Annotated in this window: 21 protein-coding genes and 1 pseudogene; 16 read left to right on the top strand and 6 right to left on the bottom strand. The window is 69.4% G+C overall.

Annotation, left to right across the window (positions count from 1 at the left end):
* Positions 1-705, bottom strand: a complete 705-nt coding sequence (locus IFU11_RS20795; protein WP_192019112.1) for a response regulator transcription factor — start codon at positions 703-705, stop codon at positions 1-3.
* A gap of 197 nt (positions 706-902) precedes the next feature.
* Between IFU11_RS20795 and IFU11_RS12345 the strand changes: the two genes are divergently transcribed.
* The 4 genes from IFU11_RS12345 to rhaS all read left to right on the top strand — a co-directional run bounded on the left by IFU11_RS12345 (position 903) and on the right by rhaS (position 5,730).
* Entirely contained in the window at positions 903-2,456 is a 1,554-nt protein-coding gene (locus IFU11_RS12345; RefSeq protein ID WP_192019111.1) for a sugar ABC transporter ATP-binding protein, read from the top strand.
* The gene (locus tag IFU11_RS12340; RefSeq protein WP_079706409.1) at positions 2,453-3,505 is read left to right on the top strand and encodes an ABC transporter permease; all 1,053 of its coding nucleotides are present in this window, start codon (positions 2,453-2,455) and stop codon (positions 3,503-3,505) included. Before IFU11_RS12345 ends, IFU11_RS12340 begins: the two co-directional genes overlap by 4 nt.
* Complete coding sequence (locus tag IFU11_RS12335) at positions 3,498-4,598, top strand: ABC transporter permease (protein ID WP_079706408.1); 1,101 nt, start codon at positions 3,498-3,500, stop codon at positions 4,596-4,598. Before IFU11_RS12340 ends, IFU11_RS12335 begins: the two co-directional genes overlap by 8 nt.
* Positions 4,599-4,668: 70 nt before the next feature.
* Complete coding sequence (gene rhaS, locus IFU11_RS12330; protein WP_085514253.1) at positions 4,669-5,730, top strand: rhamnose ABC transporter substrate-binding protein; 1,062 nt, start codon at positions 4,669-4,671, stop codon at positions 5,728-5,730.
* A 90-nt stretch (positions 5,731-5,820) separates the two neighbouring features.
* Here rhaS and IFU11_RS12325 read toward each other — a convergent pair whose 3' ends face one another.
* Positions 5,821-6,249, bottom strand: a complete 429-nt coding sequence (locus IFU11_RS12325) for a PLD nuclease N-terminal domain-containing protein (protein ID WP_192019110.1) — start codon at positions 6,247-6,249, stop codon at positions 5,821-5,823.
* A gap of 48 nt (positions 6,250-6,297) precedes the next feature.
* Here IFU11_RS12325 and IFU11_RS12320 point away from each other — a divergent pair, with 48 nt between their 5' ends.
* The 3 genes from IFU11_RS12320 to IFU11_RS12310 all read left to right on the top strand — a co-directional run bounded on the left by IFU11_RS12320 (position 6,298) and on the right by IFU11_RS12310 (position 9,934).
* Positions 6,298-7,227 carry an aldo/keto reductase gene (locus tag IFU11_RS12320; protein ID WP_192019109.1) on the top strand — a complete coding sequence of 310 codons (930 nt, stop codon included), beginning with the start codon at positions 6,298-6,300 and terminating at the stop codon, positions 7,225-7,227.
* A 130-nt stretch (positions 7,228-7,357) separates the two neighbouring features.
* Positions 7,358-8,392: a LacI family DNA-binding transcriptional regulator gene (locus IFU11_RS12315; RefSeq protein ID WP_159876163.1), complete on the top strand. Its 1,035-nt coding sequence runs from the start codon at positions 7,358-7,360 to the stop codon at positions 8,390-8,392.
* A gap of 99 nt (positions 8,393-8,491) precedes the next feature.
* Positions 8,492-9,934, top strand: coding sequence for an L-fucose/L-arabinose isomerase family protein (locus IFU11_RS12310; protein ID WP_192019108.1), 1,443 nt, complete (start codon positions 8,492-8,494; stop codon positions 9,932-9,934).
* 252 nt (positions 9,935-10,186) lie between these two features.
* Here the strand turns inward: IFU11_RS12310 and IFU11_RS12305 are convergent, their stop codons facing one another.
* On the bottom strand, positions 10,187-10,795 hold the full coding sequence (locus IFU11_RS12305) for a DNA alkylation repair protein (protein WP_192019107.1): 609 nt from the start codon (positions 10,793-10,795) through the stop codon (positions 10,187-10,189).
* Positions 10,796-10,834: 39 nt separating this feature from the next.
* Between IFU11_RS12305 and IFU11_RS12300 the strand changes: the two genes are divergently transcribed.
* Positions 10,835-11,722, top strand: coding sequence for an NAD-dependent epimerase/dehydratase family protein (locus tag IFU11_RS12300; protein ID WP_192019106.1), 888 nt, complete (start codon positions 10,835-10,837; stop codon positions 11,720-11,722).
* An 18-nt stretch (positions 11,723-11,740) separates the two neighbouring features.
* Here IFU11_RS12300 and IFU11_RS12295 read toward each other — a convergent pair whose 3' ends face one another.
* A complete protein-coding gene (locus IFU11_RS12295) occupies positions 11,741-13,033 on the bottom strand; it encodes an MFS transporter (protein ID WP_192006339.1) in 1,293 nt (430 codons plus the stop codon).
* A 217-nt stretch (positions 13,034-13,250) separates the two neighbouring features.
* Here IFU11_RS12295 and IFU11_RS12290 point away from each other — a divergent pair, with 217 nt between their 5' ends.
* Together IFU11_RS12290 and rhaI are read left to right on the top strand one after the other, a co-directional pair.
* The gene (locus IFU11_RS12290; RefSeq protein WP_197977608.1) at positions 13,251-13,610 is read left to right on the top strand and encodes an L-rhamnose mutarotase; all 360 of its coding nucleotides are present in this window, start codon (positions 13,251-13,253) and stop codon (positions 13,608-13,610) included.
* 82 nt (positions 13,611-13,692) lie between these two features.
* A pseudogene (rhaI, locus tag IFU11_RS12285) lies at positions 13,693-14,833 on the top strand (L-rhamnose isomerase); the annotation flags it as partial.
* 120 nt (positions 14,834-14,953) lie between these two features.
* On the opposite strand, the gene IFU11_RS12280 reads toward rhaI, so the two are convergent.
* Entirely contained in the window at positions 14,954-15,787 is an 834-nt protein-coding gene (locus IFU11_RS12280; protein WP_124767622.1) for an alpha/beta fold hydrolase, read from the bottom strand.
* Between the two features lie 148 nt (positions 15,788-15,935).
* Between IFU11_RS12280 and IFU11_RS12275 the strand changes: the two genes are divergently transcribed.
* Positions 15,936-16,526 (top strand): TetR/AcrR family transcriptional regulator, encoded by a 591-nt coding sequence (locus IFU11_RS12275; RefSeq protein ID WP_192019210.1) that lies wholly within the window; start codon positions 15,936-15,938, stop codon positions 16,524-16,526.
* 153 nt (positions 16,527-16,679) lie between these two features.
* Positions 16,680-18,005 carry an MFS transporter gene (locus tag IFU11_RS12270; RefSeq protein WP_192019104.1) on the top strand — a complete coding sequence of 442 codons (1,326 nt, stop codon included), beginning with the start codon at positions 16,680-16,682 and terminating at the stop codon, positions 18,003-18,005.
* A 76-nt stretch (positions 18,006-18,081) separates the two neighbouring features.
* Here the strand turns inward: IFU11_RS12270 and IFU11_RS12265 are convergent, their stop codons facing one another.
* Positions 18,082-18,873 (bottom strand): SDR family NAD(P)-dependent oxidoreductase, encoded by a 792-nt coding sequence (locus IFU11_RS12265; RefSeq protein WP_192019103.1) that lies wholly within the window; start codon positions 18,871-18,873, stop codon positions 18,082-18,084.
* Positions 18,874-19,081: 208 nt separating this feature from the next.
* Here IFU11_RS12265 and IFU11_RS12260 point away from each other — a divergent pair, with 208 nt between their 5' ends.
* The 4 genes from IFU11_RS12260 (at position 19,082) to IFU11_RS12245 (ending at position 24,460) form a co-directional block, all read left to right on the top strand.
* On the top strand, positions 19,082-19,840 hold the full coding sequence (locus tag IFU11_RS12260) for a DeoR/GlpR family DNA-binding transcription regulator (protein WP_192006343.1): 759 nt from the start codon (positions 19,082-19,084) through the stop codon (positions 19,838-19,840).
* 178 nt (positions 19,841-20,018) lie between these two features.
* Positions 20,019-22,058: a bifunctional aldolase/short-chain dehydrogenase gene (locus IFU11_RS12255; RefSeq protein ID WP_192019102.1), complete on the top strand. Its 2,040-nt coding sequence runs from the start codon at positions 20,019-20,021 to the stop codon at positions 22,056-22,058.
* Positions 22,055-23,518: a rhamnulokinase gene (locus IFU11_RS12250; RefSeq protein WP_192019101.1), complete on the top strand. Its 1,464-nt coding sequence runs from the start codon at positions 22,055-22,057 to the stop codon at positions 23,516-23,518. Before IFU11_RS12255 ends, IFU11_RS12250 begins: the two co-directional genes overlap by 4 nt.
* Positions 23,519-23,527: 9 nt before the next feature.
* Positions 23,528-24,460 carry a 2-hydroxyacid dehydrogenase gene (locus tag IFU11_RS12245; RefSeq protein WP_192019100.1) on the top strand — a complete coding sequence of 311 codons (933 nt, stop codon included), beginning with the start codon at positions 23,528-23,530 and terminating at the stop codon, positions 24,458-24,460.
* Positions 24,461-24,522 lie beyond the last annotated feature (62 nt).

Raw genomic sequence — 24,522 nt, 5'->3', positions numbered from 1 at the left:
TCAGCTCCCTGCGGCGACGAGCGAGAAGCCCACGCCGCGGCTCGTGACGATGCGGACGCCCGCCTCCGCCAGGTCGAGTTTGCGACGGAGACGGCTGATGTACTGGTCGACGACGTTCGGGTCGATATTGTCGAAGGTCTCCCAGACCTCCCGCAGCATGGCCGCCCGCGAGACGACGACGCCCGGATCGGTCGCGAGCACCCGGAGGACGTCGAACTCGGTCCCGCTCAGCGGCACGTCGTGGTCGCCGACGCGCGCGCGGTGCCGGTGCAGGTCGAGCGTCAGCCCACCGACGTCCAAGCGGGGCTGCACGGTGAGCGCGTCCCGCCGCCGGACCGCGCGGATCCGGGCGGCGAGCTCGGCGAAGGCGAACGGCTTGATCATGTAGTCGTCGGCTCCGGCGTCAAGCCCGCGGACCCGGTCGTCCACGGCGTCGCGCGCCGTGAGCAGGATCACCGCGAGCGTCGGGTCGAGGCCTTTGAGCTCGCGGCAGACGGCGAATCCGGAGAGCCCTGGAAGCATGACGTCGACGACCGCGACCTGGAAGCCCGCGTCGCCACCGGACGCCGGCGCGATCGCCTGCCGCGCGAGGTCCAGCGCGGTCGGGCCGTCGAACGCGGTCGTCACGTCGTGGCCGTCCGACCCGAGACCGCGGGAGAGGAGGCCAGCCATCTCGCGTTCGTCATCGACGACGAGGATCCGCACGGTCGTCCTCCTTCGCCATCGAGCATCCACAGCCTAGGCGAGCCGACCGGGGCGCCGTTTCTGAAGGTCCTGTCAGGAACGACCGCTTCGCCTTGCCGCCCGCGATCCGGCGGCCATACAGTGCAGGTGCTCCCGACCCTGAATCGATTCACATCCCGCCGGGAGCGAGCCCCTCACCGTGGAGGAACGGACCCTCAATGACGATCGACCATCCAGCGCAGCCGGCGCGCACCGAACCCGCCGGGCGCAGCGCCGAGCCGGCGCTCTCCCTCATCGGAGCCGCCAAGACCTTCGGCCCCGTCGTCGCCCTGGCCGACGGCACCATCCAGATCGAGGCCGGCGAGATCCACGCGCTCGTCGGCGAGAACGGCGCCGGGAAGTCCACGCTCGTGAAGATCCTCGCCGGGCTCTACACCCCCGATGCCGGCGACTTCACCCTCGCAGGGAAGCCCGTCGCCTTCCGCGGGGTCGCCGACAGCAAGGCCGCGGGCATCTCCGTGATCTACCAGGAGCCGACCCTGTTCCCCGACCTCACCGTCGCCGAGAACATCTTCATCGGCCGCCAGCCGAAGAACGGCCTCGGACTCATCAGCACTGGCGCCATGCGGAAGGCCGCCCGCGCCCTGTTCGACCGCCTCGGCGTCCAGATCGACCCCGACCGCGTCGCCGAGGGGCTCTCGATCGCCGACCAGCAGATCATCGAGATCGCGAAGGCCATCTCGCTCGACGCCAAGGTCCTCATCATGGACGAACCGACCGCCGCGCTCTCCGGCGTCGAGGTCAACCGCCTCTTCCAGGTCGCCCGCTCCCTGCGCGACGCGGGCGCCGGCATCATGTTCATCTCCCACCGCTTCGAGGAGGTCTTCGCGCTGTGCGACCGCATCACGGTCATGCGCGACGGCCGCTACATCGCCACGCACGTCACGAGCGAGACGACGGTCGACGCGATCGTCCGGCAGATGGTCGGTCGCGACATCGCCGCCCTCTTCCCCAAGCAGGACGCGGAGATCGGCGACGCGGTCCTCGCCGTCGACGGGCTGTCGCGCGCCGGCGTCTTCTCCGACATCTCGTTCACGGTGCGCTCGGGTGAGATCGTCGCCCTCGCGGGACTCGTCGGCGCCGGGCGCACCGAGGTCGCCCGCGCCGTCTTCGGCATCGACCCCTACGACACCGGACGCGTCACGCTCGACGGCAAGCCGGTCAAGGCCGGCGACCCGCAGGCCGCGATCGACGCCGGCATGGGCTTCGTCCCGGAGGACCGCCGCAAGCAGGGTCTCGTGATGGACCTGTCTGTCGCCCGCAACGCGACCCTCACCCTCCGCCACCGGCTCGCGCGGTTCGGGATCATCTCCGGCCGCCGCGAACGCGAGGCGGCCGAGGAGTGGTCGGCCCGCCTCCAGGTGAAGACCGGCTCCCAGGAGTACGCGGTCTCCACCCTCTCCGGCGGCAACCAGCAGAAGGTCGTCCTCGCGAAGTGGCTCGCCACCGAGCCGACCTTCCTCATCGTCGACGAGCCCACCCGCGGCATCGACGTCGGCACGAAGAGCGAGGTCCACCGCCTCATCTCCGAGCTCGCCGGCCGCGGCATCGCGATCCTCATGATCTCCTCCGAACTGCCCGAGGTCCTCGGCATGGCCGACCGCGTCCTCGTCATGCACGAGGGCCGGATCACCGCCGAGCTCACCCGCGAAGAAGCGACCCCGGAGACCGTGATGCACGCGGCCACCGGTTCCCTGGAAGGCGCACGATGACCGACACCACCACCAAGCCGGGAGGCGGCGGCCCCGTCACCGTCGCGACCGAGCGCACGACGAACCCGATCGCGTCGATCGTGCGACTCCGGGAACTCCCGGTCACCGTCGCCCTCGTCGTCCTCGTGCTCGTGACCTACCTCGCGAACCCGCTGTTCCTGTCGGCGCAGGGGGTGAAGGACCTCCTCCTCAACGCGACGATCATGATCATCCTCGCCGTCGGTCAGGCGCTCGTCATCATCACCCGCAACGTCGACCTGTCCGTCGGCTCGATCCTGGGGCTCGTCGCCTTCGCGACCGGCACGATGTTCGCGACGATGCCGCAGCTGCCGATCATCGCGGTGTTCGCCATCGCGATGCTGCTCGGCGCGGTGCTCGGCGCGATCAACGGTGCGCTCGTCACGATCGCGAAGGTCCCCGCCCTCGTGATCACCCTGGGCACGCTCTACATCTACCGAGGCCTGAACAACGCGTGGGCCGGTGGCACGCAGTACTTCGCGGACGACCGCCCCGACGCGTTCGGGAACCTGTCCGTCGACACCGTCCTCGGCTTCCCGGTCATCACCCTCATCGCGATCCTCGTCGTGGTCGTCGTCGCCGTCTACATGGCCGGCGCCCGCTCCGGCCGCGACCTCTACGCGATCGGGTCGGACCCCGACGCCGCGAAGCTGTTCGGCATCCCGGTCGGCCGCCGCGTCTTCCTCGCCTTCCTGGCGAACGGCCTGCTCGCGGGACTCGCCGGCGTGCTCTACGCCTCGCGCTTCAACTCGGTCGGCGCGACCACCGGGTCCGGTATGGAGCTCGACGTCGTCGCGGCGGCCGTGGTCGGCGGTGTCGCGATCTTCGGCGGCAGCGGCTCGGTCGCCGGGGCCGCGATCGGCGCGATCCTCCTCACCACCATCACGAGCGCCCTCACCGCCCTGCGCGTCGACAAGTTCTGGCAACAGGCGATCGTGGGCATCCTCATCCTGGCCGCGATCATCATCGACCGCGTCGCCAGCCTCCGTACGGCCAAGAAACTGCGAATGAGCGAGGCACGCGATGTCTGATCTGAAGACCCCGGCAGCCCCGAAGGCTCCGTTCACCAAGGGCTCCGGCCCGCTCGGCACCGACACCACCGGCGTGCTCGTGGCCGAACCGAAGGGCCGCACCGGTGCCTCGCGCATCCTCCTCGGTCGCGACGCGATCATGATCTACGCGCTGCTCGTCGTCGTCATCGGCGCCTGCCTGCTCATCCCGCGGTTCGCCTCCCCCGTCACCGTGGGCTTCCTCCTCCTCGACGTCATCCCGATCCTCCTCATCGCGATGCCGATGACGCTCGTCATCATCACGGGCGAGATCGACCTGTCCGTCGCAAGCACCGCGGGCCTCACGAGCGCCGTCATCGGTGTGCTGTGGGCCGGCGGCGGGATGGACATCGGGGTCGTCCTCCTCATCGGGCTGCTCGTCGGAGTCGTCGCCGGCGCGTTCAACGGCTTCCTCATCGCGGTGGTCGGACTCCCGTCGCTCGCGGTGACGATCGGCACGCTCGCGCTGTTCCGCGGCCTCGCGCTCGTCGTCATCGGCGACAACGCGGTCGCCAACTTCCCGCCCGAGCTCACCGCGTTCTTCACGTCGAAGATCGGCTCGACCGGCATCCCCGTGGTCATGGTCGGGGTCCTCGTCGTCGTGCTCGCCTTCGGGGTCGTCCTGCACCTGACCCCCTTCGGCCGCGGGCTGTACGCGCTCGGGTACAGCACGGAGGCCGCGAGCTTCGTCGGCATCAAGGTCGCCCGCTCGAAGTTCTGGCTCTACGTCGCGACCGGCGGTGTCTCCGCCCTCGCGGGGGTGTTCTGGACGCTCCGCTACTCGAGCGCCCGCAGCGACAACGCCTCCGGGCTCGAACTCGCCGTCATCGCGGCCGTGCTCCTCGGCGGCGTCTCGATCTTCGGCGGCAAGGGGTCCATCCCGGGCGTCGTCGCGGGTGTGCTGCTCATCGGCACCATCAACTACGCGCTCCGACTCGGCCGCGTCTCCGACGTCGTCCTCATCATCGTGACCGGGACCCTGCTGATCGCCTCGGTGGTCGGCCCCAGTATCTTCGAATCCGTCAAGCAGTGGAACCACCACCGACGGATCCGACGCAGCCTGCCCCAGCACTGATCTCCCGATCGGCGCAGCCCTCGGGGCACCCCACGCCACAGCACCAGGCGTATCCAGAAAGGAACAGACAATGCAGTCGATTCGAAACCGCGCAGCAGGCCGTTCGGCCCGTCGCGCAGCGGCCCTCATCGCCGCAGCAGCCTCCCTCGCCCTCATCGCGACGGGGTGCGCCACCGGCGACTCCGCCGGATCAGGTGGTGGCGGCGGTGCCGCGGAGAGCATCACCTTCATCCCCAAGCAGCTCAACAACCCGTACACGGACGTCGTGCTCGGCGGCGGCAAGGACGGCGCGAAGGCGGCCGGCTTCAGCGCCACCGAGGTCGTCGGCCCGCTCGAGGCGAGCGCGTCCAGCCAGGTGTCGTTCATCAACGCCGAGACCCAGGCCGGCACGAACGTCATCGTCATCGCGGCGAACGACCCCGACGCCGTCTGCCCCGCCCTCAAGGAGGCCCGTGACGGCGGCGCGAAGATCGTCGCGTTCGACTCCGACACCAGCAAGGACTGCCGCGACGTCTTCATCTCCCAGGTCGTCGCCAAGGACGTCGCCCTGATCCAGACGAAGCTCATCTCGGAGCAGATCGGCGGCTCGGGCGAGATCGCGATCCTCTCGGCCACGGCCAACGCGACGAACCAGAACGAGTGGATCAAGTACATGGAGGAGGAGCTCGCCTCCAACCCGGACTACAAGGACATCAAGCTCGTCGCCAAGGTCTACGGTGACGACGACGACACGAAGTCGTTCCAGGAGGCCCAGGGTCTGCTCCAGGCGCACCCGAACCTCAAGGGCATCATCTCGCCCACGACGGTCGGCATCGCCGCGACCGCCCGCTACCTCTCCACCTCGGAGTACAAGGGCAAGGTCGCACTGACCGGCCTCGGCCTCCCGAACGAGATGCGTCCGTTCGTGAAGGACGGCACCGTCACCGCGTTCGCGCTGTGGGACCCGGCTCAGCTCGGCTACGTCGCCGCGTTCGCCGGCAAGGCACTGGCGGAGGGCACGATCACCGGCAAGGAGGGCGACACCTTCGAGGCCGGTGACCTCGGTGAGCGTGAGGTCGGCGCCGACGGCACCGTCATCGTCGGCCCGCCGACCACCTTCGACGCGTCGAACATCGACAAGTACGACTTCTAGGAGTCACTCAGTCACACCCGACTGCCCTGTCTCAGGAACTCCTCGGCGTGCCGCGACCACACCCGGTCGACGCGCCGACGGACTCCTGAGTCAGGGCAGTTTGTCGTCGGCGTCGGGATCGTTGCGCTTCATCTCCAGCTCGAGCTTGCGGATGCGCTCGGCGTCCTCGGCGGCCTGGATCTCGCGCTCGAGGGCGGCGAGCTGCTCCTCCGTGCTGCTGACGGCGCGGTCGGGCTGCGACGGCGAGGGCGTCGCGGTCGACGAGGGACCGCGACCCGGACCCCACGAGCCGGACGTCCGCGACCGCTTCCGGCCACGGCGTTCGGGGAGTTTGATCCGGCTCGTCGACCAGTCCTTGCCGAGCAGGAACCACAGGGCGACGCCGATGAGCGGGATGAAGACGATGAGCAGCACCCACACGATCTTGGGCAGGTTGCGCACGACGGGCTCGGGCTGACCCACCACGTCGATGAGCGCGATGATCGTGAGGACGATGAGCAGCAACGACAACACGAACATGTCGTCAATCCTAGGCAGACCACCGGTGGGTTCGGCCAGGATGGTCGGATGAAGACCATCCCCCTGCCCCAGACCGACCTGACCGCGTCCAGCATCGTCCTCGGCCTCATGCGGATCGAGGCCCTCGACGACGAGGCCATCCGCACCCTCTTCCACACCGCACGCGACGCCGGCGTCACCGTGTTCGACCACGCCGACATCTACGGCTCGGAGCGTCACGGGTGCGAGCGTCGCTTCGGCGACGCCGTCACCCTCACCGCCGCCGAGCGCGAGCAGGTGCTCATCCAGTCGAAGGTCGGCATCCGCACAGGCTTCTTCGACTTCTCGGAGGAGCACATCCTCCGCACCGTCGACGAGTCGCTCGCCGCCCTCAAGACGGACTACCTCGACCTCCTGCTCCTGCACCGCCCCGACAGCCTCGTCGAGCCGGAAGAGGTAGCGTCGGCGTTCGACACCCTGCAGGCCGCGGGCAAGGTCCGGAACTTCGGCGTCTCGAACCACACGCCGGCGCAGGTCGAGCTGCTGAAGGGTTCCGTCGAGCAGCCGCTCATCGTCAACCAGGTGCAGCTGAGCATCACCCACGCCCCGATCATCGCGTCGGGCGTCGCCGCGAACATGGCCGGCCTCGACCAGTCGATCGACCGCGACAACGGGATGCTCGACTACAGCCGCCTGACCGGCATGACCCTGCAGGCGTGGTCCCCGTTCCAGGCCGGCTTCTTCACGGGCGTCTTCATCGGTGACCGCGAGCACTACGCGGAGCTGAACGACGTGCTCGACGAGCTCGCTGCCGCACACGGCGTGACGCCGGCCGGGATCGCGACCGCGTGGATCACCCGGCACCCCGCGAACATCCAGGTCGTGCTCGGCACCACCAAGCCGTCGCGCGTCCAGGAAGCGGCCGCAGGTTCCGACGTGACGCTGTCGCGCGAGGAGTGGTACCGCCTCTTCACCGCCGCGGGCCACACCCTCCCGTAGCGGTCGCCTCCGGACCGTTCTCAGGACTTCCGCGGCGTGTCGGGTGGAGATCGCGACACCACACCGGAGGAGTCCTGAGAACGGGACGAGGGTCGCGCCGGGTACGCTCGGAGGGGAATCGGAGGGCAGCATGGCGAAGCACGACATCGGGTTCGCCGCCGTCGCCAGACTCGCCGGCGTCTCGAACGCGACCGTCTCCAACACGCTCAACCGCCCCGAGATCGTCGCCCCCGCCACCCGCGAGCGCGTCCTCGCCGCGATCGAGGAACTCGACTTCGTCCCCAACCGTGCCGCCGCCACCCTGCGGCAGGGCACCAACCGCCTCATCGGTCTCGTCATCCCCGACATCGCGAACCCGTTCTACTCGGCGATCGCCCGCGGGGTCACCGAGGCCGCAGCCGAACACGGCTACACGGTCGCGCTCTGCGTGAGCCACGACGATCCAGACCTCGAACTCCGACACTTCGAGATGCTCGCGGAGCACCGGGCGGCCGGTGCGCTCGTCGCTCCGCTGACGGCCGACGCCTCCCGACTGGCCCAGCTGCGACGGGTGGGTAGCCGCCTCGTGCTCATGGACCGCACCGCCCCCGAGGGCACCGGCTGCTCCGTCGCGATCGACGACGTGCACGGCGGGGAGCTGGCGGTCACCCACCTGCTCGCCAGTCCCACCCCGGCGCCCGACGGGTCGATCGTGCTCGTGAACGGCGACCTGGCGATCCCGCAGTGCGCCGACCGACGCGAGGGTGCCCGGAACGCGTTCATCGCGGCCGGTCTCGACCCCGACGACCTCCGCGAGGTCACCGTGGACGAGATGACCGTCGACTCGGGGCGCATCGCGGGCCGTCGGATCGCGGCAGAGACACCGCGTCCGACCGGCGTGTTCTGCACGAACGACCAGCTCGCGCTCGGCGTCATCAGGGGGCTGAACGACGGTGGTCTGGCGGTGCCCGACGAGGTGTCCGTGGTCGGTTACGGCGATCTCGCGCTCGCGGCCGACGGGCGGGTGCCGCTCACCACGGTCGAGCAGCCGAAGGACGAACTCGGGCGTGTGGCCGTCGAGATCCTCCTGGCCGAGCTGGGCGCCGACCGCGCTGCGCACGAGCACGTCACCCGGACGCTCGAGCCGCATCTCGTCGTCCGCGAGTCCGCTCCCCTGCCGGCCTGAGCAGCGGCGAGGCTGGACGCGGCGGTGACGCCCGGGTACAGTCGTCAGCAGTATTTAATCGATTAAATACCCCGTACCCGCACCCACCAAGGATCGACGATGACCCACACTGCAGCAGCCGTCCACCCGCTCCTCACCCCGAAGGCACGGCGGAAGCCCCGCATCGGCCTCGTCGCCGGCGGCCTCGGCACCTACTGGCCGCAGTTCCCGGAGTTGCTCCCCCAGCTCCAGGCGTCGGCCCGGTACGTCTCGGAACGCTTCCAGCAGATGGACGCCGAGGTCGTCGACGTCGGCTTCATCTCGGACGCGCAGGAGGGCGACGCCGCGGCGGAACAGCTCCGACAGGGCGACTGCGACCTCATCGTCCTGTTCCTCACCACCTACCTCACCTCCTCGATGGTCCTGCCGATCGCCCAGCGCGCGAACACCCCGGTCCTCGTCATCGACCTGCAGCCGACCGAGCGGATGGACCACGCGAGCTTCGACACCGGTGCCTGGCTCGCCTACTGCGGGCAGTGCCCGGTACCCGAGGTCGGCAACGTCTTCCGTCGGGCGGGCATCCCGTTCCGCTCGGTGTCGGGCTGGCTGCGTCAGGAGTCGGCGTGGGACCGGATCTCGCAGTGGATCCGGGCGGCGCACGTCCGCGCAGCCCTCCGTCACGCCCGCCACGGCCTCATGGGCCACGTCTACCCCGGCATGCTCGACGTCTCCACCGACCTCACCCTGCTGCCTACCACCTTCGGCTCGCACGTCGAGGTCCTGGAGTTCGACGACCTCCGCGTCCTCGTCGACGAGGTGACCGACGCCGAGGTCGCCGACCGCATGGCCCTAGCCAGGGAGATCTTCACCCTCGACGACACGGTGGTCGAGGACGACTTCGCGTGGGGAGCGAAGGTGTCGGTCGGGCTCGACCGGCTCGTCGACGAGTTCGCGCTCGACAGCCTCGCCTACTACCACCGCGGTCGCGACGGCGAACAGCACGAGCGGCTCGGTGCCGGGATGATCCTCGGCGCGTCCCTCCTCACTGCTCGCGGCATCCCCACGACCGGCGAGTACGAGCTACGGACGACGGTCGCTCAGCTCGCGACCCAGGTCGTCGGCGCCGGTGGGTCGTTCTGCGAGATCCAGGCGCTGGACTTCGAGGACGAGGTCGTCGAGATGGGACACGACGGACCGGCCCACCTCGCCGTCAGCTCCCGCGACCCGCTGCTGCGCGGCCTCGGGGTCTACCACGGCAAGCGCGGCTGGGGTGTGAGCGTCGAGTTCGACGTGCGGCACGGGCCGGTCACGCTGCTGGGGTTGGGGCAGGACCGCGACGGCTCGCTCGCCTTCGTCGCCTCGGAGGGCGAGGTCGTCCCCGGCCCGCTGCTCGCGATCGGCAACACGACGAGCCGCGTCGACTTCGGGCGTGACCCGGGTGTCTGGGTGGACGAGTGGAGCGCGACCGGTATCGGGCATCACTGGTCGCTCTCGCTCGGCCACCGGGCGGCGGACTACCGGGCTGCGGCGAGCCTCCTGGGGATCGACTTCCGCCAGGTGTGAGGCGCCGTCGGCCCCAGAGCCGACCCGGTCCCTGAGCCCGTCCCGGTCCCCGAGCCGAATCCGGTCCCCGAGCCGAATCCGGTCCCTGAGCCTGTCGAAGGGCAGCCCCGCCGCGGGCGCCCTCAGAACAAGAAACCCCTCGGGGGCACTTCGACAAGCTCAGTGACCGGACGAACCTGGCGCCCGGAACACACCGGCCCCTGAGCCGGTCCCGGTGCCTGAGCCTGTCGAAGGGCAGTCCGACCGGACGGATCAGAGCACGGCGCGAAGACGCTCCACAGCGGGCTCGACCACGGCGATCGGCGCCGGCCGCTGCAACCCGTCCAGGGCGACGGCGAGCCGACGGGTGGCACGATCGACCTCGCCACCACCCGCACCGAGCTCGCGGATCGGGACGAGTAGTGCCGCCCGTCGCAACCAGGGCTCGTCCTGCATCCACCGGTCGAGGACGGTCTCGGCCTTGGCTCGGGCCGTCCCGTCGAGGCGTTCCAGGAGCGGTCCGATGACGTCGGTGGCCAGCGGGTCGGCGAGCTGGGGAACCCGACCGGCGCGGACGAAGCCTTCGATCCTCGTCAGGTCGGTGTGCCTGAGTACCGCGACGCTCGACTGCAGGAGGACGATCGCGGCGAGCCGACGCTCGAAGACCGGCACGGCCCACAGCTCCGAGGCGAGGGCTGCCAGCTCGTCGTGCTCCAGTCCGCGGAACTTCCGGAGGGCGTCGCGCACGGTCCCGCGCACGGCCCCGACGGATGAACCGTAGGACCGGAGCCCGTCGCCGAGGCGCTCGGCGACGTCCGCTGCCCGGTAGCCGTCGCCCTCGTATTGGAGCGCCGTGTCGATGAACTCCCCCGCAGCACTCATCCCACCATTCTCACCCCTGGCGCCGGGTACGGTGGAGCGATGACCGTCGTGATCGTGGGACTCGGACAGCTCGGCTCGGACGTCGCCGGGAGGCTCTTGGCCCGAGGCGAGGACATCGTCGGCGTGAAGCGCACGGCACCCGAGTCGACCCCGGCACCCGAGTCGACCCCGGCACCCGAGTCGACCCCGGTCCCCGAGCTCGTCGAGGGGCGCTTCACCCTCCAGCTCCGCGACCTCAGGACCTCCGCCCCCGACCTTCCTGCGGACACGACGGCGATCGTGGTGGCCCTTGCGCCGCGGGCACGCTCGGTCGAGGCCTATGACGCCCTCTACCGCGACGGTGTCGGACATCTCGTGAGCGCGGTCGCCGCACTCCCCGGCACCCCGCCTCGCATCCTGTTCGTGTCGTCGACCGCGGTGTGGGGCGAGGACGGCGGGGAGACGATCGACGACACCACGCCGGCCGTCCCGACCACCGGCACCGCACGCGCGCTGCTCGCCGCGGAGGAGGCCGCCCTCGCCGCCGTGCCCGAGGCGAGCGCCATCCGCTTCGGCGGCCTCTACGGTCCGACGTCCACGATGTTCGTCGACCAGGTCCGCGACGGCCGTGTCACCCGGCCCTCCGGCTGGACCAATCGCATCCACCGCGACGACGCCGCGGGCGTGATCGTGCACCTGCTCGACCTGTCGGCGGCATCACTCCCGCCGGTCGTGGCGGGCATCGACGAGGAGCCGGTCCTGCTGTCGACGGTGGCCGACTTCCTCGCCGATCGACTCGGCGTCGCTCCCCCGACGCTCGACGACGCCGGTCGCACCCCGGAAGAACCGCACCGCGGCAAGCGCATCATGGCAGCCGCCCTCCGCGACACCGGATTCACCTACCGTTACCCCACCTACCGCGAGGGCTACTCGGCGCAGCTCCCCTGATCGGACGACCGGAGCGGATCACGGCTGCTTCGTCACCTCGGCCATCGCCCGTCGCCCGGACGGTACGAGCACGGCGACGGCGAGCACCACGAAGGTGAGCACACCGGCGACGACGAGGAGCAGTTCGACGGACACGACGTCGGCGAGCGGTCCGAACACGATCATCCCGAGGGGCATCGACACCGCCATGACGATGCCGACGAAGCCGAACACGCGACCCTGCCGCTCCGGTTGGACGCGCTCCTGCAGCAGGGTCATCGACGTCGTCGAGAAGAACGGCACAGCGATCCCGAGCAGGAACATGAAGCCGAAGAAGACCCAGAGGTTGGTCGAGAGTCCGAGCCCGATGGACAGCGCCCCGAACACCACCGAGGACCCGACGATGAGGAGCACGCGGTTCTTGGTGCCACCCCAGATCGCGATGATCGCTCCGCCGCCGACCATGCCGACGCTGAAGGCGAGTTCGTTCACGGTGAGCATCCAGACCTCGTCGCCGAAGGTGCGGGCGATCATGAGCGGCGTGAGGTAGGACGGCGCGACGACCAACAGGAACACGATCGCGAAGAGGATGAGCAGCCAGCGCACGAAGCCGTGGCGCCAGACGTAGCGCACGCCCTCGGTGAGGTCGGCGAAGTAGCCGGGGCGCTCGCCCGACCGCACGAGCGTCCGCACCGGTACAAGCAGCAGCAGCCCGATCCCGATGGCGGCCGTGACGACGTCGACGAAGAAGATCGCGACGAGCGACGCACTCGCGTACAGCGCGCCGGCCGCAGCCGGGGCGACGAGCATCATGGCCGACTGGATGGAGCCGTTGATGCCGTTGACCCGCATGAGCTTGTCGGTCGGCGTGATCTGCGGGATGAGCGCGGAGACCGCCGGCATCTGGATGCCCGCGCCGACCGAGCGGATCGCGAGCGTGAGGAAGATGAGCCAGAGGTCGGCGGCGCCGTTGATGAGGAAGATCGCGAGCGCGAGGGTCGTGATGGCGATCGAGCCGTCGGCCGCGATGATGAGCAGTTTGCGGTTCATACGGTCGGCCCACACCCCGCCGAAGATCGACACGATCGCCTGCGGCAGGAACCCCGCGACGGCGGCGAACGCGAGCACGACTCCGGACTTCGTCTCGAGCGTCAGGTGCCACATGATCGCGTACTGCACGAGCATCGAGCCGAACAGCGAGACCGTCTGTCCGGACAGGAACACCGCGACGTCGCGACGCCAGCGCGGGCTCTCCGAGGCGACGGTCGTCTCCTCCGAACCGTCGGAACCGTCGATCGTGGGTGCATCGGGTGGCGCGTCATCGGCAGCCATGGGTCCACGCTAGGGAGTTCGCTCCGAGGTGTCCAGGGGTGATCGGCGCGGACGACGGGCGCGCCCTGACCGTCGAACGGTCGATGCACCCTGTCCAGACCTTCAGACATCCGGACAGTCGGTCCGTTGACCCGCGGCCGATCGCCCGGATACGCTGCTTGCGATCCTCTGAATCGATTCAGAGTGTCCGTGACACCGAACCGAAAGGTACGCCTCGATGACGAGTGCCCGACTTCTGCACCGCGTGTGCTTCCAGCTCCAGGTCAAACCCGAACGCCTTGCGGAGTACCGCGAACGCCATGCCGCCGTCTGGCCGGACATGCTGCAGGCCCTCGCCGACACGGGCTGGCACAACTACTCGCTCTTCGTCCGCGACGACGGCCTCCTCATCGGATACTTCGAGACGGCATCCCTCGAAGCAGCCCAGGCCGGCATGGCCGAGACCGAGGTCAACGCGCGCTGGCAGGCCGAGATGGGCGAGTTCTTCGTCGACCTCGACCTCCCGCCGGACCAGGGCTTCCTCCAGCTCGCCGAGGTGTTCCACCTCGAAGATCAGCTCGCCGCCCTCCACGAGTAGCGACGTTGAAACGATTCACGTATGCTGCAACCAGCGCCGTGAACGCGCCCCAGACCACCGGAACACGCACAGAGAAGTGACCATGACCAGTTTCGACACCATCACCCCGCTGCTCGAGAAGCAGGCCATCGAACTCCCCTCCTGGGCGTTCGGCAACTCCGGCACCCGCTTCAAGGTGTTCACGACGCCCGGCACCCCGCGGACGCCGGAGGAGAAGATCGCCGACGCCGCCAAGGTGCACGAGTTCACCGCCCTCGCACCGAAGGTCGCACTCCACATCCCGTGGGACCTCGTGGACGACTTCAGCGCACTCCGTCGCTACGCCGAGGACCACGGCGTCGCGCTCGGCACGATCAACTCGAACACCTTCCAGGATGAGGACTACAAGTTCGGCAGCCTGACCCACAGCAACCCGGCGATCCGTCAGAAGGCGATCGACCACCACTTCGCCTGCATCGACGTCATGCACGCGACCGGCTCGCAGGACCTCAAGATCTGGCTCGCCGACGGCAGTAACTACCCGGGCCAGCAGGACATCCGCGGCCGGCAGGACCGCCTGGCCGACTCGCTCCAGCAGATCTACGCCCGCCTCGGCGAGGAGCAGCGACTCGTGCTCGAGTACAAGTTCTTCGAGCCGGCGTTCTATCACACCGATGTCCCCGACTGGGGAACGTCCTACGCCCAGGTGGCCCAGCTCGGCGACCAGGCCCTCGTCTGCCTCGACACCGGGCACCACGCGCCTGGCACGAACATCGAGTTCATCGTCGCCCAGCTCCTGCGCCTCGGGAAACTCGGCTCGTTCGACTTCAACTCGCGCTTCTACGCCGACGACGACCTCATCGTCGGTGCAGCCGACCCGTTCCAGCTGTTCCGGATCCTCTACGAGGTCGTCCGCGGCGGCGGCCTCGACGACGACTCGCCGGTCGCGTTCATGCTCGACCAGTGCCACAACGTGGAGGACAAGATCCCCGGGCAGATCCGCTCGGTGCTGAACGTGCAGGAGATGACCGCGCGCGCACTGCTCGTCGACCGCGACGCACTGACCGCGGCACAGGAGGCCGGCGATGTCCTCGGCGCGAACGGCATCCTCATGGACGCGTTCTACACCGACGTCCGCGGGCCGCTCGCCGCCTGGCGCGAGAGCCGCGGCCTGCCGGCCGATCCGTTCAGCGCCTACCTGGCCTCGGGCTACCAGCAGCAGATCGCCGAGGAGCGCGTCGGCGNCCGGTCGCGGGGCTTCGGACGTTCACAACTCAGGACGCGCGCGGCGTGTCACCCCGGGCGCGCCGGCCGAGTTCGCCGACGCGCCGGAACGGACCTGAATTGCGAACCGACAGAGCCGTCTACTTCGCGAGGAAGGCGAGCAGCTGCTCATTGACCTCGCGGTAGTGGGTCCAGAGCATGCCGTGCGGCGCGCCCTCGATCTCGACGTACTCGGCGGAGGGCAGCGCCTTCGCGAACACGCGACCGGTGGAGTCGATCGGCAGGACGCGGTCGCCGGTGCCGTGCACGATGAGCGACGGGACGTCGATCTTCGCGACGTCGGCCCGGAAGTCGGTCAGCCAGGTCGGCTGCGCAGCGACCGAGGCGTACGGCGACGCGTTGTAGGCGAGCTGCGTGTTGGCCCGCAGCGCCTCCTCGCTCAGGCGCGAGCCGAGATTCTCGTCCGTGTTGAAGAAGTTCTCGAAGAAGCTCGTGAAGAACGCGTAGCGGTCGTCGGTGACGGCCTCGAGGAGCCCGTCGAACACGTCCTGCGGGACACCCGTCGGGTTGTCGTCGGTCTGCAGCAGGTAGGGCTCGAGCGATCCGAGGAAGACGGCCTTCGCGACGCGCTCCGAGCCGTAGGTGCCGAGGTAGCGACCGACCTCGCCGGTGCCCATCGAGAAGCCGACGAGGACCGCGTCGTGGAGGTCGAGCCCGTCGACGACGGCCTTGAGGTCGGCGGCGAAGGTGTCGTAGTCGTAGCCCTCGGTGGGCTTGGAGGACTTGCCGAAGCCGCGGCGGTCGTAGGTGATGACGCGGTAGCCGGCGTCGAGGAGCACCGCGGTCTGCTTCTCCCACGACGAGCCGTCGAGGGGGTAGCCGTGGATGAGGACAACGGGCTGGCCGCTGCCGTGATCCTCGACGTAGAGCTCCACGGAGGTGCTGTTCTCGGTTCCGACGGTGATGAACGACATGGTTCGATTCCTTTCGTCTTCTGCGTCCGGGCTCGTCGCCCGATTCCACGCCCCGAGTTGAGAACGATCGTTCTCTTCGGTGTCCATCAGCATAGGGAACGATCGTTCTCAACGCAAGTACACTGGTGGAATGACCAGCGAACAGACGATGACGATCGCGTCGCCGAGCCCGGCAAGCACACCCGCGACGCCAGCCTCCGTGCGCGACATCATCGTCGACTCCGCCGACCGCCTGTACTACGCGAAGGGCATCCAGTCCGTCGGCATGGACGAACTGCGCTCGGCGGCCGGCGTGTCGCTGAAGCGCCTGTACTCGGAGTTCCCGAGCAAGGAGGACATCGTCCTCGCGGTCATGGAGCGTCGACACGAGCTCTGGACCACCGGCGTCAGCGCGCTCGTGGACGACGCCGAGACGCCCCGCGACCGACTCCTCGCGATCTACGACTACCTGGCCGGCTGGTTCAGTGACGACTCGTTCCGCGGCTGCGGCTTCATCAACGCCTTCGGGGAACTCGGGGGCGTCTCGCCGGCGGTCGCCACCATCACCCGCGAACACAAGGCGTCCTTCCAGGACTACGTCGCCGACCTCGTCGCGGACGCCGGCGCTCCGGCATCACTCGCCCCACAGCTCGCGATCCTCGCCGAGGGCGCCCAGACCACTGCCGCCATCACCGGCTCCCCCGAGGCCGCGCTGCACGCGCGTCGCGCCGCCGAGACGCTCATCGACGCCTCCTCCTAGGGATTCGTTCGCCCAGTTGTGGGCGAACGGGACCTCGCTCGCCCGAAAATGGGCGAACGGATGTGGTCAGGCCACACTCTGATATATTTTCTGCTCAGAACTCCCCCGGGTTCCACGCGCCGTCGACGCGTCCCACCTCAATGGAGAGAGAGCATGTCCTCACCAATCGGAACACCCGCGCCCAGCATCGGATCCCCCGGCACCCGACCACCGAAGGCCTTCCTCGGCCTGTCCGGCCCGCTGCTCTGGGGATACGTCGCGATCGCCTTCTTCATGACCGGCGACGGACTCGAGCAGGCGTTCCTCTCGGACTTCCTCGTCACGAGCGAGGGCTTCAGCACCGACCAGGTGGGCTCGCTCTTCACCGTGTACGGCCTGATCGTCGCGATCGGGGCGTTCGCCTCCGGTGTGCTGGCCGAGTACTTCGGACCGCGGCGCATCATGATCGCCGCCGCCGCGGGGTGGATCGTCTTCCACGCCGGCTTCGTGTACTTCGGCATCGTGCAGCACGACTTCGCGATGATGATGGTGATGTACGCCATCCGCGCCGTCGCCTACCCGCTGTTCGTCTTCGGGTTCGTCGTGTGGATCTCCTACGCCGCTCCGCAGGACAAGCTGTCGTCCGCGATGGGCTGGTTCTGGTGCTCGTACTCGGTCGGCGTCGGCGTGTTCGGGTCGTATCTGCCGAGCTTCACCATCCCGGCGTTCGGAGCCGTCGAGACGATGTGGGGCGCGATCGCCTTCATCGCCGTGGGCGGCGTGCTCGCGGGCGTCCTCGTGCGCGGCAAGGGACCGGAGACCTCCGAGCCCCGCACCCTCCGGGGCCTCGGCGAGACCCTCGCGACCACGATCGCCCTCCCGTTCCGGAACGTCCAGCTCGCCTATGGCATGCTCCAGCGCGTCATCAACCAGATCTCGCTCTACGGGTTCATCGTCATGCTGCCGATCGTCTTCGTCCGCGACATCGGCTTCGAGCAGGGCACCTGGCTGCAGCTGTGGGGACTCGTGTACATCGTGACGGTCTTCACGAACCTCCTCTGGGGCATCCTCGGCGACCGCATCGGCTGGATCCGCACCGTCCGCTGGTTCGGGAGCCTCGGCATGTTCGCGTCCACGCTCCTGCTCTACTTCATCCCGCTCGTCGTCGGGCCGAACCCCTGGCTCACGGGGATCGCCGTCGTCATGTTCGGGTTCGCGGTCGCGGCCTATGTCCCGCTGTCGGCGCTCATGCCGGCGCTCGAGCCGAACCACCGCGGCGGCGCGGTCGCACTCCTCAACCTGTCGGCTGGACTCTCCCAGTTCGTCGGGTCACTGCTCGTCACCCTGCTCTGGACGTCCTTCGGCACGACGGCGACCGTCATCGCACTCGCCTGCACCTACCTCGTCGGGTTCGCGGTGACGTTCCTGATGCGGGTCGACCAGGACGCCCTGGCGAAGGCGGAGACGACGCGGAGCATCCCGACCGCGCCCCAGCACTGAGTCAAGACGGCCAGACACGACAGCGGCCCGGTGCGCATCCCTCCGATGCGCTCCGGGCCGTCGTCGTCACCGCACGTCAGACGAGCGTGTACCCGCCGTCGATCCGGAAGCTCTGCCCGACGACGTAGGAGGAGCGCTCTCCGGCGAGGTAGACGACGAGGTCGCCGAGCTCGTCCGGCTCACCCATCCGGCCGGCCGGGATCCGCGACACCCAGTCCTCGGCCATGTCCGGATTGGCGGCGACGAAGTCACGCGTCATGTCGCTCGCGAAGTAGCCCGGCGCGATGGCGTTGACCCGGATCCCCAGCGGCAACCACTCGATCGCGAGACTGCTCGTGAGCATGGAGACGGCGGCCTTCGAGGCGTTGTACGCGGCCTGCGTCTGCGGCACGTTCACGGCGAAGGCGGACATCGAGGACACGTTCACGATGCTCGCGAGGTGACCCGCGTCGCGACGGTCGGCGACGAAGCGTCGCGCGAACTGCCGGGACACGAGGAAGGTCCCGGTGACGTTCACCCGGAAGAGCCGATCCCAATCGGCCACTTCGGTGTCGATCGCGCGGGCGCCGTGCGTCACCCCAGCGCTGTTGACGAGGATGTCCGGCGTCCCGAGGGTATCCGCGACGTGGTCGAGCGCGGCGTTCACGGATCCCTCATCGGTGACGTCGACCGGGAGCCCGATCACCGCGGGCGAGACCTGTGCATCGAGGACCGACGCGGCGTCGGCCACCGTCTCCAAACGGTCGAGGAGGGCGACCTGGGCGCCGGCTTCGGCGAGTGCCGTGGTCATCGCGAGCCCGAGCCCGCGGGCGCCTCCGGTGATGATCGCCGTGCGACCGGCGAGGACTGGTTCGTGTGTGGTTTCCATGGCGCCAGTCTAGAAGTTCCAGATGCTCATATATCTTCGCTCGTCCGTAACTCAGGACGCTTGCGGCGCGTTGCGCACGCCACGCCGCGTCATGTCGGCGACGCGCCGGAGTGCTCCTGAATTGGGAACCGTTCGGCATCCCCCGCTGTGACATCCTGTTGAGACGGACACGAACGGACACGTCCGACACCGATGGACAGGGGGCGGCATGGCCACGACCGGCACGCTCGGCGCCGAGGAACGACGGACCCGACTGACGGCGATCCTCGAACGCGACGGCAGCATCCGCCTCGACGACGCAGCTGCGGAGCTCGACGTGTCCTCGATGACCGTGCGACGCGACCTCGCCGACCTCGAGCAGCTCGGCCTGGTACGGCGCGTCCGGGGTGGCGCCATCCCGACCCTGCGACCGAGGACCTTCACCGAGCGGTCCGCGACGGGCGTCCGCGAGAAGGGCGCAATCGTCGAGAAGCTCCGGTCGCTCATCCCGACGGACGGCGCGATCGCGATCGACGCCTCAAGCACGGCCGGCGGCATCAGTCGACTGCTCGGCGAGTCGACCCTCACGGTGGCGACCAACTCCTACCCCAACTTCCTCCTCGCCGGCGCGAACCGCGAGGTCACCGCGATCCTCGTCGGCGGCCAAGCCGAGTCGCGCACCGACAGCTTCATCGGCCCCATCGCCTGCCAGGCGGCGTCATCGGTGCTTTACCGGCGCTTCTTTCTGTCAGCCGCCGCCATCGACCCGACCGTCGGCAGCTCGGAGGTCACCCTCGAAGAAGCGCAGGTCAAGCAGGCGTTCGCCCGCGCCTCCGACGAGACGATCCTCGTCGCCGCGTCCTCGAAGCTGGGGCAGCGCGCAATGGCGGTCGGCTTCGCCCTGGCGGACATCGACCTCCTCGTCACGGAACTCGACCCCGCCGACCCTGCGCTCGACGCCTACCGCGACGCCGTCGAACTCCTCTGAGCACCAGGCCCCACACCTCCCGTTCTCAGGAGTCACCGCGCGCGTCGCTCAGCGCCGACCGCAACGCGCCGAGGTTCTCCTGAGATCGGGACATCCGCCATTGCGACATCTGTGACTTCTTGTCATACTTAACACGATTGAACACCGGGCACGGACGTGCCCCGACGAAGGAGTGCGAATGTCCGTGAACCCAACCGCTGCCGAGCTCATCGCCCGCAGCACCCGCCTCGGGAGCGACCCGAAGAACACCAACTACGCCGGCGGCAACACCTCGGCCAAGGGCACCGAGATCGACCCCGTCACGGGCGAGCCGGTCGAGCTCCTCTGGGTCAAGGGCTCCGGCGGCGACCTCGGCACGCTGAAGCCCGAGGGTCTCGCGGTCCTCCGCCTCGACCGCATGCGCGCCCTCCAGGACGTCTACCCCGGCCTCGACCGCGAGGACGAGATGGTCGCCGCCTTCGACTACACCCTGCACGGCAAGGGTGGCGCGGCCCCGTCGATCGACACCGCCATGCACGGCCTCGTCGACGCGGCCCACGTCGACCACCTGCACCCCGACTCCGGCATCGCCATCGCGACCGCCGCCGACGGCCCCGAACTCACCGCGAAGATCTTCGGCGACAAGGTCGTGTGGGTCCCGTGGCGTCGCCCCGGCTTCCAGCTCGGCCTCGACATCGCTGCCATCAAGGCCGACAACCCGCAGGCCATCGGCACCATCCTCGGCGGGCACGGCATCACCGCCTGGGGCGACACCTCCGACGAGGCCGAGGCGAACTCGCTGTGGATCATCGACACCGCGGCCGCCTACATCGAGACGAACTCCCGCCCCGAGCCCTTCGGTCCGCCGCTCGACGGCTACGCAGCCCTGCCCGAGGCCGAGCGTCGTGCGAAGGCGGCGGCCCTCGCGCCCACCATCCGCGGGCTCGCCTCCGCCGACCGCCCCGTCGTCGGCCACTTCACCGACAGCCCCGAGGTCCTCGACTTCCTGGCCTCGGCGGAGCACCCGCGTCTCACCGCACTGGGCACGAGCTGCCCCGACCACTTCCTCCGCACCAAGGTGAAGCCACTCACGGTCGACCTGCCCGCCACGGCGAGCGTCGAGGAGGTCATCGAGCGCCTCGGCACCCTGCACGAGGCCTACCGCGAGGACTACCAGGCCTACTACGACCGCCACGCCACGGCCGACAGCCCGGCGATCCGCGGCGCCGACCCCCTCATCGTCCTCGTCCCCGGCGTCGGCATGTTCAGCTTCGGCAAGGACAAGCAGACCGCCCGCGTCGCCGGCGAGTTCTACGTCAACGCCATCAACGTCATGCGCGGGGCCGAGGGACTCTCCACGTACGCGCCGATCGACGAGGCCGAGAAGTTCGCGATCGAGTACTGGGCACTCGAGGAGGCGAAGCTGCAACGGATGCCGAAGCCGAAGCCGCTCGCGACCCGGATCGCGCTCGTCACCGGTGCCGCATCCGGCATCGGCAAGGCCATCGCCACGCGTCTCGTCGCGGAGGGCGCGGTCGTCGCGATCGCCGACCTCTCGCTGGAGAAGGCGCAGGCGGCGGCGGCCGAGCTCGGCAACACCGACGTCGCCATCGGGATCGCCGCCGACGTCTCGAACGAAGCCGCTGTCCAAGCCGCGATCGACGAGACCGTCATCGCCTTCGGTGGACTCGACCTCGTCGTCAACAACGCGGGCCTCTCGCTGTCGAAGTCGCTCCTCGAGACCACCGAGGCCGATTGGGACCTCCAGCACAACGTCATGGCGAAGGGCTCGTTCCTCGTCTCGAAGGCCGCCGCACGCGTGCTCATCGACCAGAAGCTCGGCGGCGACATCGTCTACATCTCGTCGAAGAACTCCGTGTTCGCGGGCCCGAACAACATCGCCTACTCCGCGACGAAGGCCGACCAGGCCCACCAGGTCCGCCTGCTCGCGGCAGAGCTCGGCGAGTACGGTGTGAAGGTGAACGGCATCAACCCCGACGGCGTCGTCCGCGGCTCCGGCATCTTCGCCTCGGGCTGGGGCGCGAACCGCGCGAAGACGTACGGCATCGACGAGCAGGACCTCGGCAAGTTCTACGCGCAGCGCACCATCCTCAAGCGCGAGGTCGTCCCCGAGAACGTCGCGAACGCGGTCTTCGCGATCTGCACGAGCGACTTCAGCCACACGACCGGACTGCACATCCCCGTCGACGCGGGCGTGGCCGCAGCCTTCCTGCGATGAGTGCGGCAGGCCGGAGCGGCACCGTCGCGGCGGTCGACCTCGGGGCCACGAGCGGGCGGGTCATGCTCGGCCACGTCGGCCCCGGCGAGCTGCGCCTCGTGCCGGTCGCCCGGTTCCCGAACACGCCCGTCCGCACGCCGGACGGCCTGCACTGGAACATCCTCGAGCTGTACCGCTCGATCATCGCGGGGCTGTCGGGCGCAGCGAAGCAGGAGCCACACCTCGCGAGCATCGGCATCGACTCATGGGCGGTCGACTACGGCCTCCTCCGGCAGGGGCGCCTCCTCGGCGCACCGTTCCACTACCGCGACGAACGGACGGCGGCAGGTGTCGAAGCGGTCCACGGAACGGTCCCCTTCGCCGACCTCTACCGCGTGAACGGCCTGCAGTTCCTGCCGTTCAACACCGTCTACCAGCTCGCGACCGAGCGCGACGCCGGCATGCTCGACGTCGCCGACACCGCGCTCCTGGTGCCCGACCTCATCGCGCACTGGCTGACCGGTGCCCGCGTCGCCGAGGCCACCAACGCGTCGACCACCGGCCTCGTCCGCGCCGGCGAACCGACCAGGTGGGACGCCGGACTCCTCACCCGACTCGGCATCCCGGCGGCCGTCCTCCCGCCCATCGTCCAGCCGGGCGATCGCATCGGGACGCTCCTCGAAGCGGTCGCCGCCGAGGTCGGCCTGCCCTCGTCCACACCCGTCACCGCCATCGGTTCACACGACACGGCCTCGGCGGTCGTCGCCGTCCCGATGACGACCCCGGACGCCGCCTACATCTCGTGCGGCACCTGGGGACTCGTCGGGGTCGAGCTCGAACGCCCGGTCCTCACCGAGGCGAGTCGAGCGGCGAACTTCACGAACGAGGGCGGCGTCGACGGACGCACCCGCTTCCTGCACAACGTGATGGGACTCTGGCTCCTGAGCGAATCGGTGCGCACCTGGGAGCGTGGCGGCGAGACGATCGACCTGCCCGGGCTCATCGCCCAGGCCGCCGCGGTCGACGCACCCGTCTCGGTGTTCGATGCGAACGACCCCCGGTTCCTCGCCCCCGGTGACCTCCCGGCGCGCATCGCCGAGTTCCTCACCGAGCACGGGCGTGCGGTGCCGCAGTCCCGTGCCGAGTTCGTCCGGTGCATCATCGAGAGCCTGGCGCAGGCGTTCGCGGATGCGGTCCACACGGCTTCCGAGCTGTCCGGGGTCCAGGTGCGCGCGATCCACGTCGTCGGTGGTGGATCCCAGAACACGCTCCTGTGCCAGCTGACGGCCGACCGAGCGGGGATCCCCGTCATCGCCGGACCGGTCGAGGCGACGGCGCTGGGGAACGTCCTCGTCCAGGCCAGGGCGGTGGGGATCATCGACGGCGACCTCGAGACCCTGCGCGCCCTCGTCGCCCGTTCCTTCGAGCCGACTCGCTACGAGCCGCGCAAGCCTGCCGGCTCCACGTCGGTCAGCCGGTAGCGTCGCAGCATGACCGCTTCTCCACTCATCGTCAGCCTGCCCGCCGACCTGCGCGAGGAGGTGCTGTCGCAGGGCCCCCTCCCCGAGGGCGTCGAGTTCGTCGAATGGGATCTGCGCACCGAACCGCCGGTCGAGCACATCGACCTCGTCGTGCCCGTCTACCTCGGCTCGAACAAGCCGCTCGCGAACGTCGCCGCGGTGACGCCGAAGCTCGTCCAGGTGCAGTCGATCGGCTACGACGGCCTCGCGGACCTCCTCCCGGCCGGCATCACCCTCGCCAACGCGGCGACCGTGCACGAGGCCTCGACCGCGGAGCTCACGGTCGGCCTCATCCTCGCCTCGCAGCGGGGCATCCCGGACTTCGTGCGCGCCGAGCGGACGGGCGAGTGGCTGCAGAGCCAGCGCCCGAGCCTCGCCGACCGCCGCGTGCTCCTCATCGGGTACGGCGGGGTCGGAGCGGCCATCGAGGAGCGGCTGCTCCCGTTCGAGGTCGAGGTCACCCGGGTGGCGTCGAGCGCGCGGGAGGACGAGCGGGGGCCGATCCACGGCATCGACGAACTGCCCGGACTCCTGCCGCACGCTGAGATCGTCATCGTCGTCGTGCCACTCACCGACGGCACCCGCGGCTTGATCGGAGACGACTTCCTGGCGGCACTGCCCGACGACGCCCTCGTCGTGAACGTCGCCCGCGGCCCCGTCGCCGACACCGACGCCCTGGTGGAGCACGCGACGAGCGGTCGCATCCGACTCGCGCTCGACGTGACCGACCCCGAACCGCTGCCCGCCGACCACCCGCTGTGGTCCCTGCCGAACGTGCTCGTCTCCCCGCACATCGGGGGCGCGACGAGCGCCATGCTGCCGCGGATGGCGCGTCTCCTGCGTCGACAGGTCGAACACCTGTTGGCCGATGAGGAGCCGGAGAACATCGTCCTCCGCACCTGAGACGGGCGTCGAGGTCCGTCGATTTCCCTGCGCAGAAAAATCTGCGTCGAGGGCTCGCGTTG

The organism is Plantibacter sp. CFBP 8804, assembly GCF_014841225.1.
GTDB lineage: Bacteria > Actinomycetota > Actinomycetes > Actinomycetales > Microbacteriaceae > Plantibacter > Plantibacter auratus.
This window is presented reverse-complemented; position numbering and strand designations above follow the sequence as displayed.

What these genes read in the sequence shown, in the direction of transcription:
- IFU11_RS12345 (WP_192019111.1), top strand. Translation starts at nt 903, where the DNA reads ATGACGATCGACCATCCAGCGCAGCCGGCGCGCACCGAACCCGCCGGG.
- IFU11_RS12340 (WP_079706409.1), top strand. Translation starts at nt 2,453, where the DNA reads ATGACCGACACCACCACCAAGCCGGGAGGCGGCGGCCCCGTCACCGTC.
- IFU11_RS12335 (WP_079706408.1), top strand. Translation starts at nt 3,498, where the DNA reads ATGTCTGATCTGAAGACCCCGGCAGCCCCGAAGGCTCCGTTCACCAAG.
- rhaS (WP_085514253.1), top strand. Translation starts at nt 4,669, where the DNA reads ATGCAGTCGATTCGAAACCGCGCAGCAGGCCGTTCGGCCCGTCGCGCA.
- IFU11_RS12325 (WP_192019110.1), bottom strand. Translation starts at nt 6,249, where the DNA reads ATGTTCGTGTTGTCGTTGCTGCTCATCGTCCTCACGATCATCGCGCTC.
- IFU11_RS12320 (WP_192019109.1), top strand. Translation starts at nt 6,298, where the DNA reads ATGAAGACCATCCCCCTGCCCCAGACCGACCTGACCGCGTCCAGCATC.
- IFU11_RS12315 (WP_159876163.1), top strand. Translation starts at nt 7,358, where the DNA reads ATGGCGAAGCACGACATCGGGTTCGCCGCCGTCGCCAGACTCGCCGGC.
- IFU11_RS12310 (WP_192019108.1), top strand. Translation starts at nt 8,492, where the DNA reads ATGACCCACACTGCAGCAGCCGTCCACCCGCTCCTCACCCCGAAGGCA.
- IFU11_RS12305 (WP_192019107.1), bottom strand. Translation starts at nt 10,795, where the DNA reads ATGAGTGCTGCGGGGGAGTTCATCGACACGGCGCTCCAATACGAGGGC.
- IFU11_RS12300 (WP_192019106.1), top strand. Translation starts at nt 10,835, where the DNA reads ATGACCGTCGTGATCGTGGGACTCGGACAGCTCGGCTCGGACGTCGCC.
- IFU11_RS12295 (WP_192006339.1), bottom strand. Translation starts at nt 13,033, where the DNA reads ATGGCTGCCGATGACGCGCCACCCGATGCACCCACGATCGACGGTTCC.
- IFU11_RS12290 (WP_197977608.1), top strand. Translation starts at nt 13,251, where the DNA reads ATGACGAGTGCCCGACTTCTGCACCGCGTGTGCTTCCAGCTCCAGGTC.
- IFU11_RS12280 (WP_124767622.1), bottom strand. Translation starts at nt 15,787, where the DNA reads ATGTCGTTCATCACCGTCGGAACCGAGAACAGCACCTCCGTGGAGCTC.
- IFU11_RS12275 (WP_192019210.1), top strand. Translation starts at nt 15,936, where the DNA reads ATGACGATCGCGTCGCCGAGCCCGGCAAGCACACCCGCGACGCCAGCC.
- IFU11_RS12270 (WP_192019104.1), top strand. Translation starts at nt 16,680, where the DNA reads ATGTCCTCACCAATCGGAACACCCGCGCCCAGCATCGGATCCCCCGGC.
- IFU11_RS12265 (WP_192019103.1), bottom strand. Translation starts at nt 18,873, where the DNA reads ATGGAAACCACACACGAACCAGTCCTCGCCGGTCGCACGGCGATCATC.
- IFU11_RS12260 (WP_192006343.1), top strand. Translation starts at nt 19,082, where the DNA reads ATGGCCACGACCGGCACGCTCGGCGCCGAGGAACGACGGACCCGACTG.
- IFU11_RS12255 (WP_192019102.1), top strand. Translation starts at nt 20,019, where the DNA reads ATGTCCGTGAACCCAACCGCTGCCGAGCTCATCGCCCGCAGCACCCGC.
- IFU11_RS12250 (WP_192019101.1), top strand. Translation starts at nt 22,055, where the DNA reads ATGAGTGCGGCAGGCCGGAGCGGCACCGTCGCGGCGGTCGACCTCGGG.
- IFU11_RS12245 (WP_192019100.1), top strand. Translation starts at nt 23,528, where the DNA reads ATGACCGCTTCTCCACTCATCGTCAGCCTGCCCGCCGACCTGCGCGAG.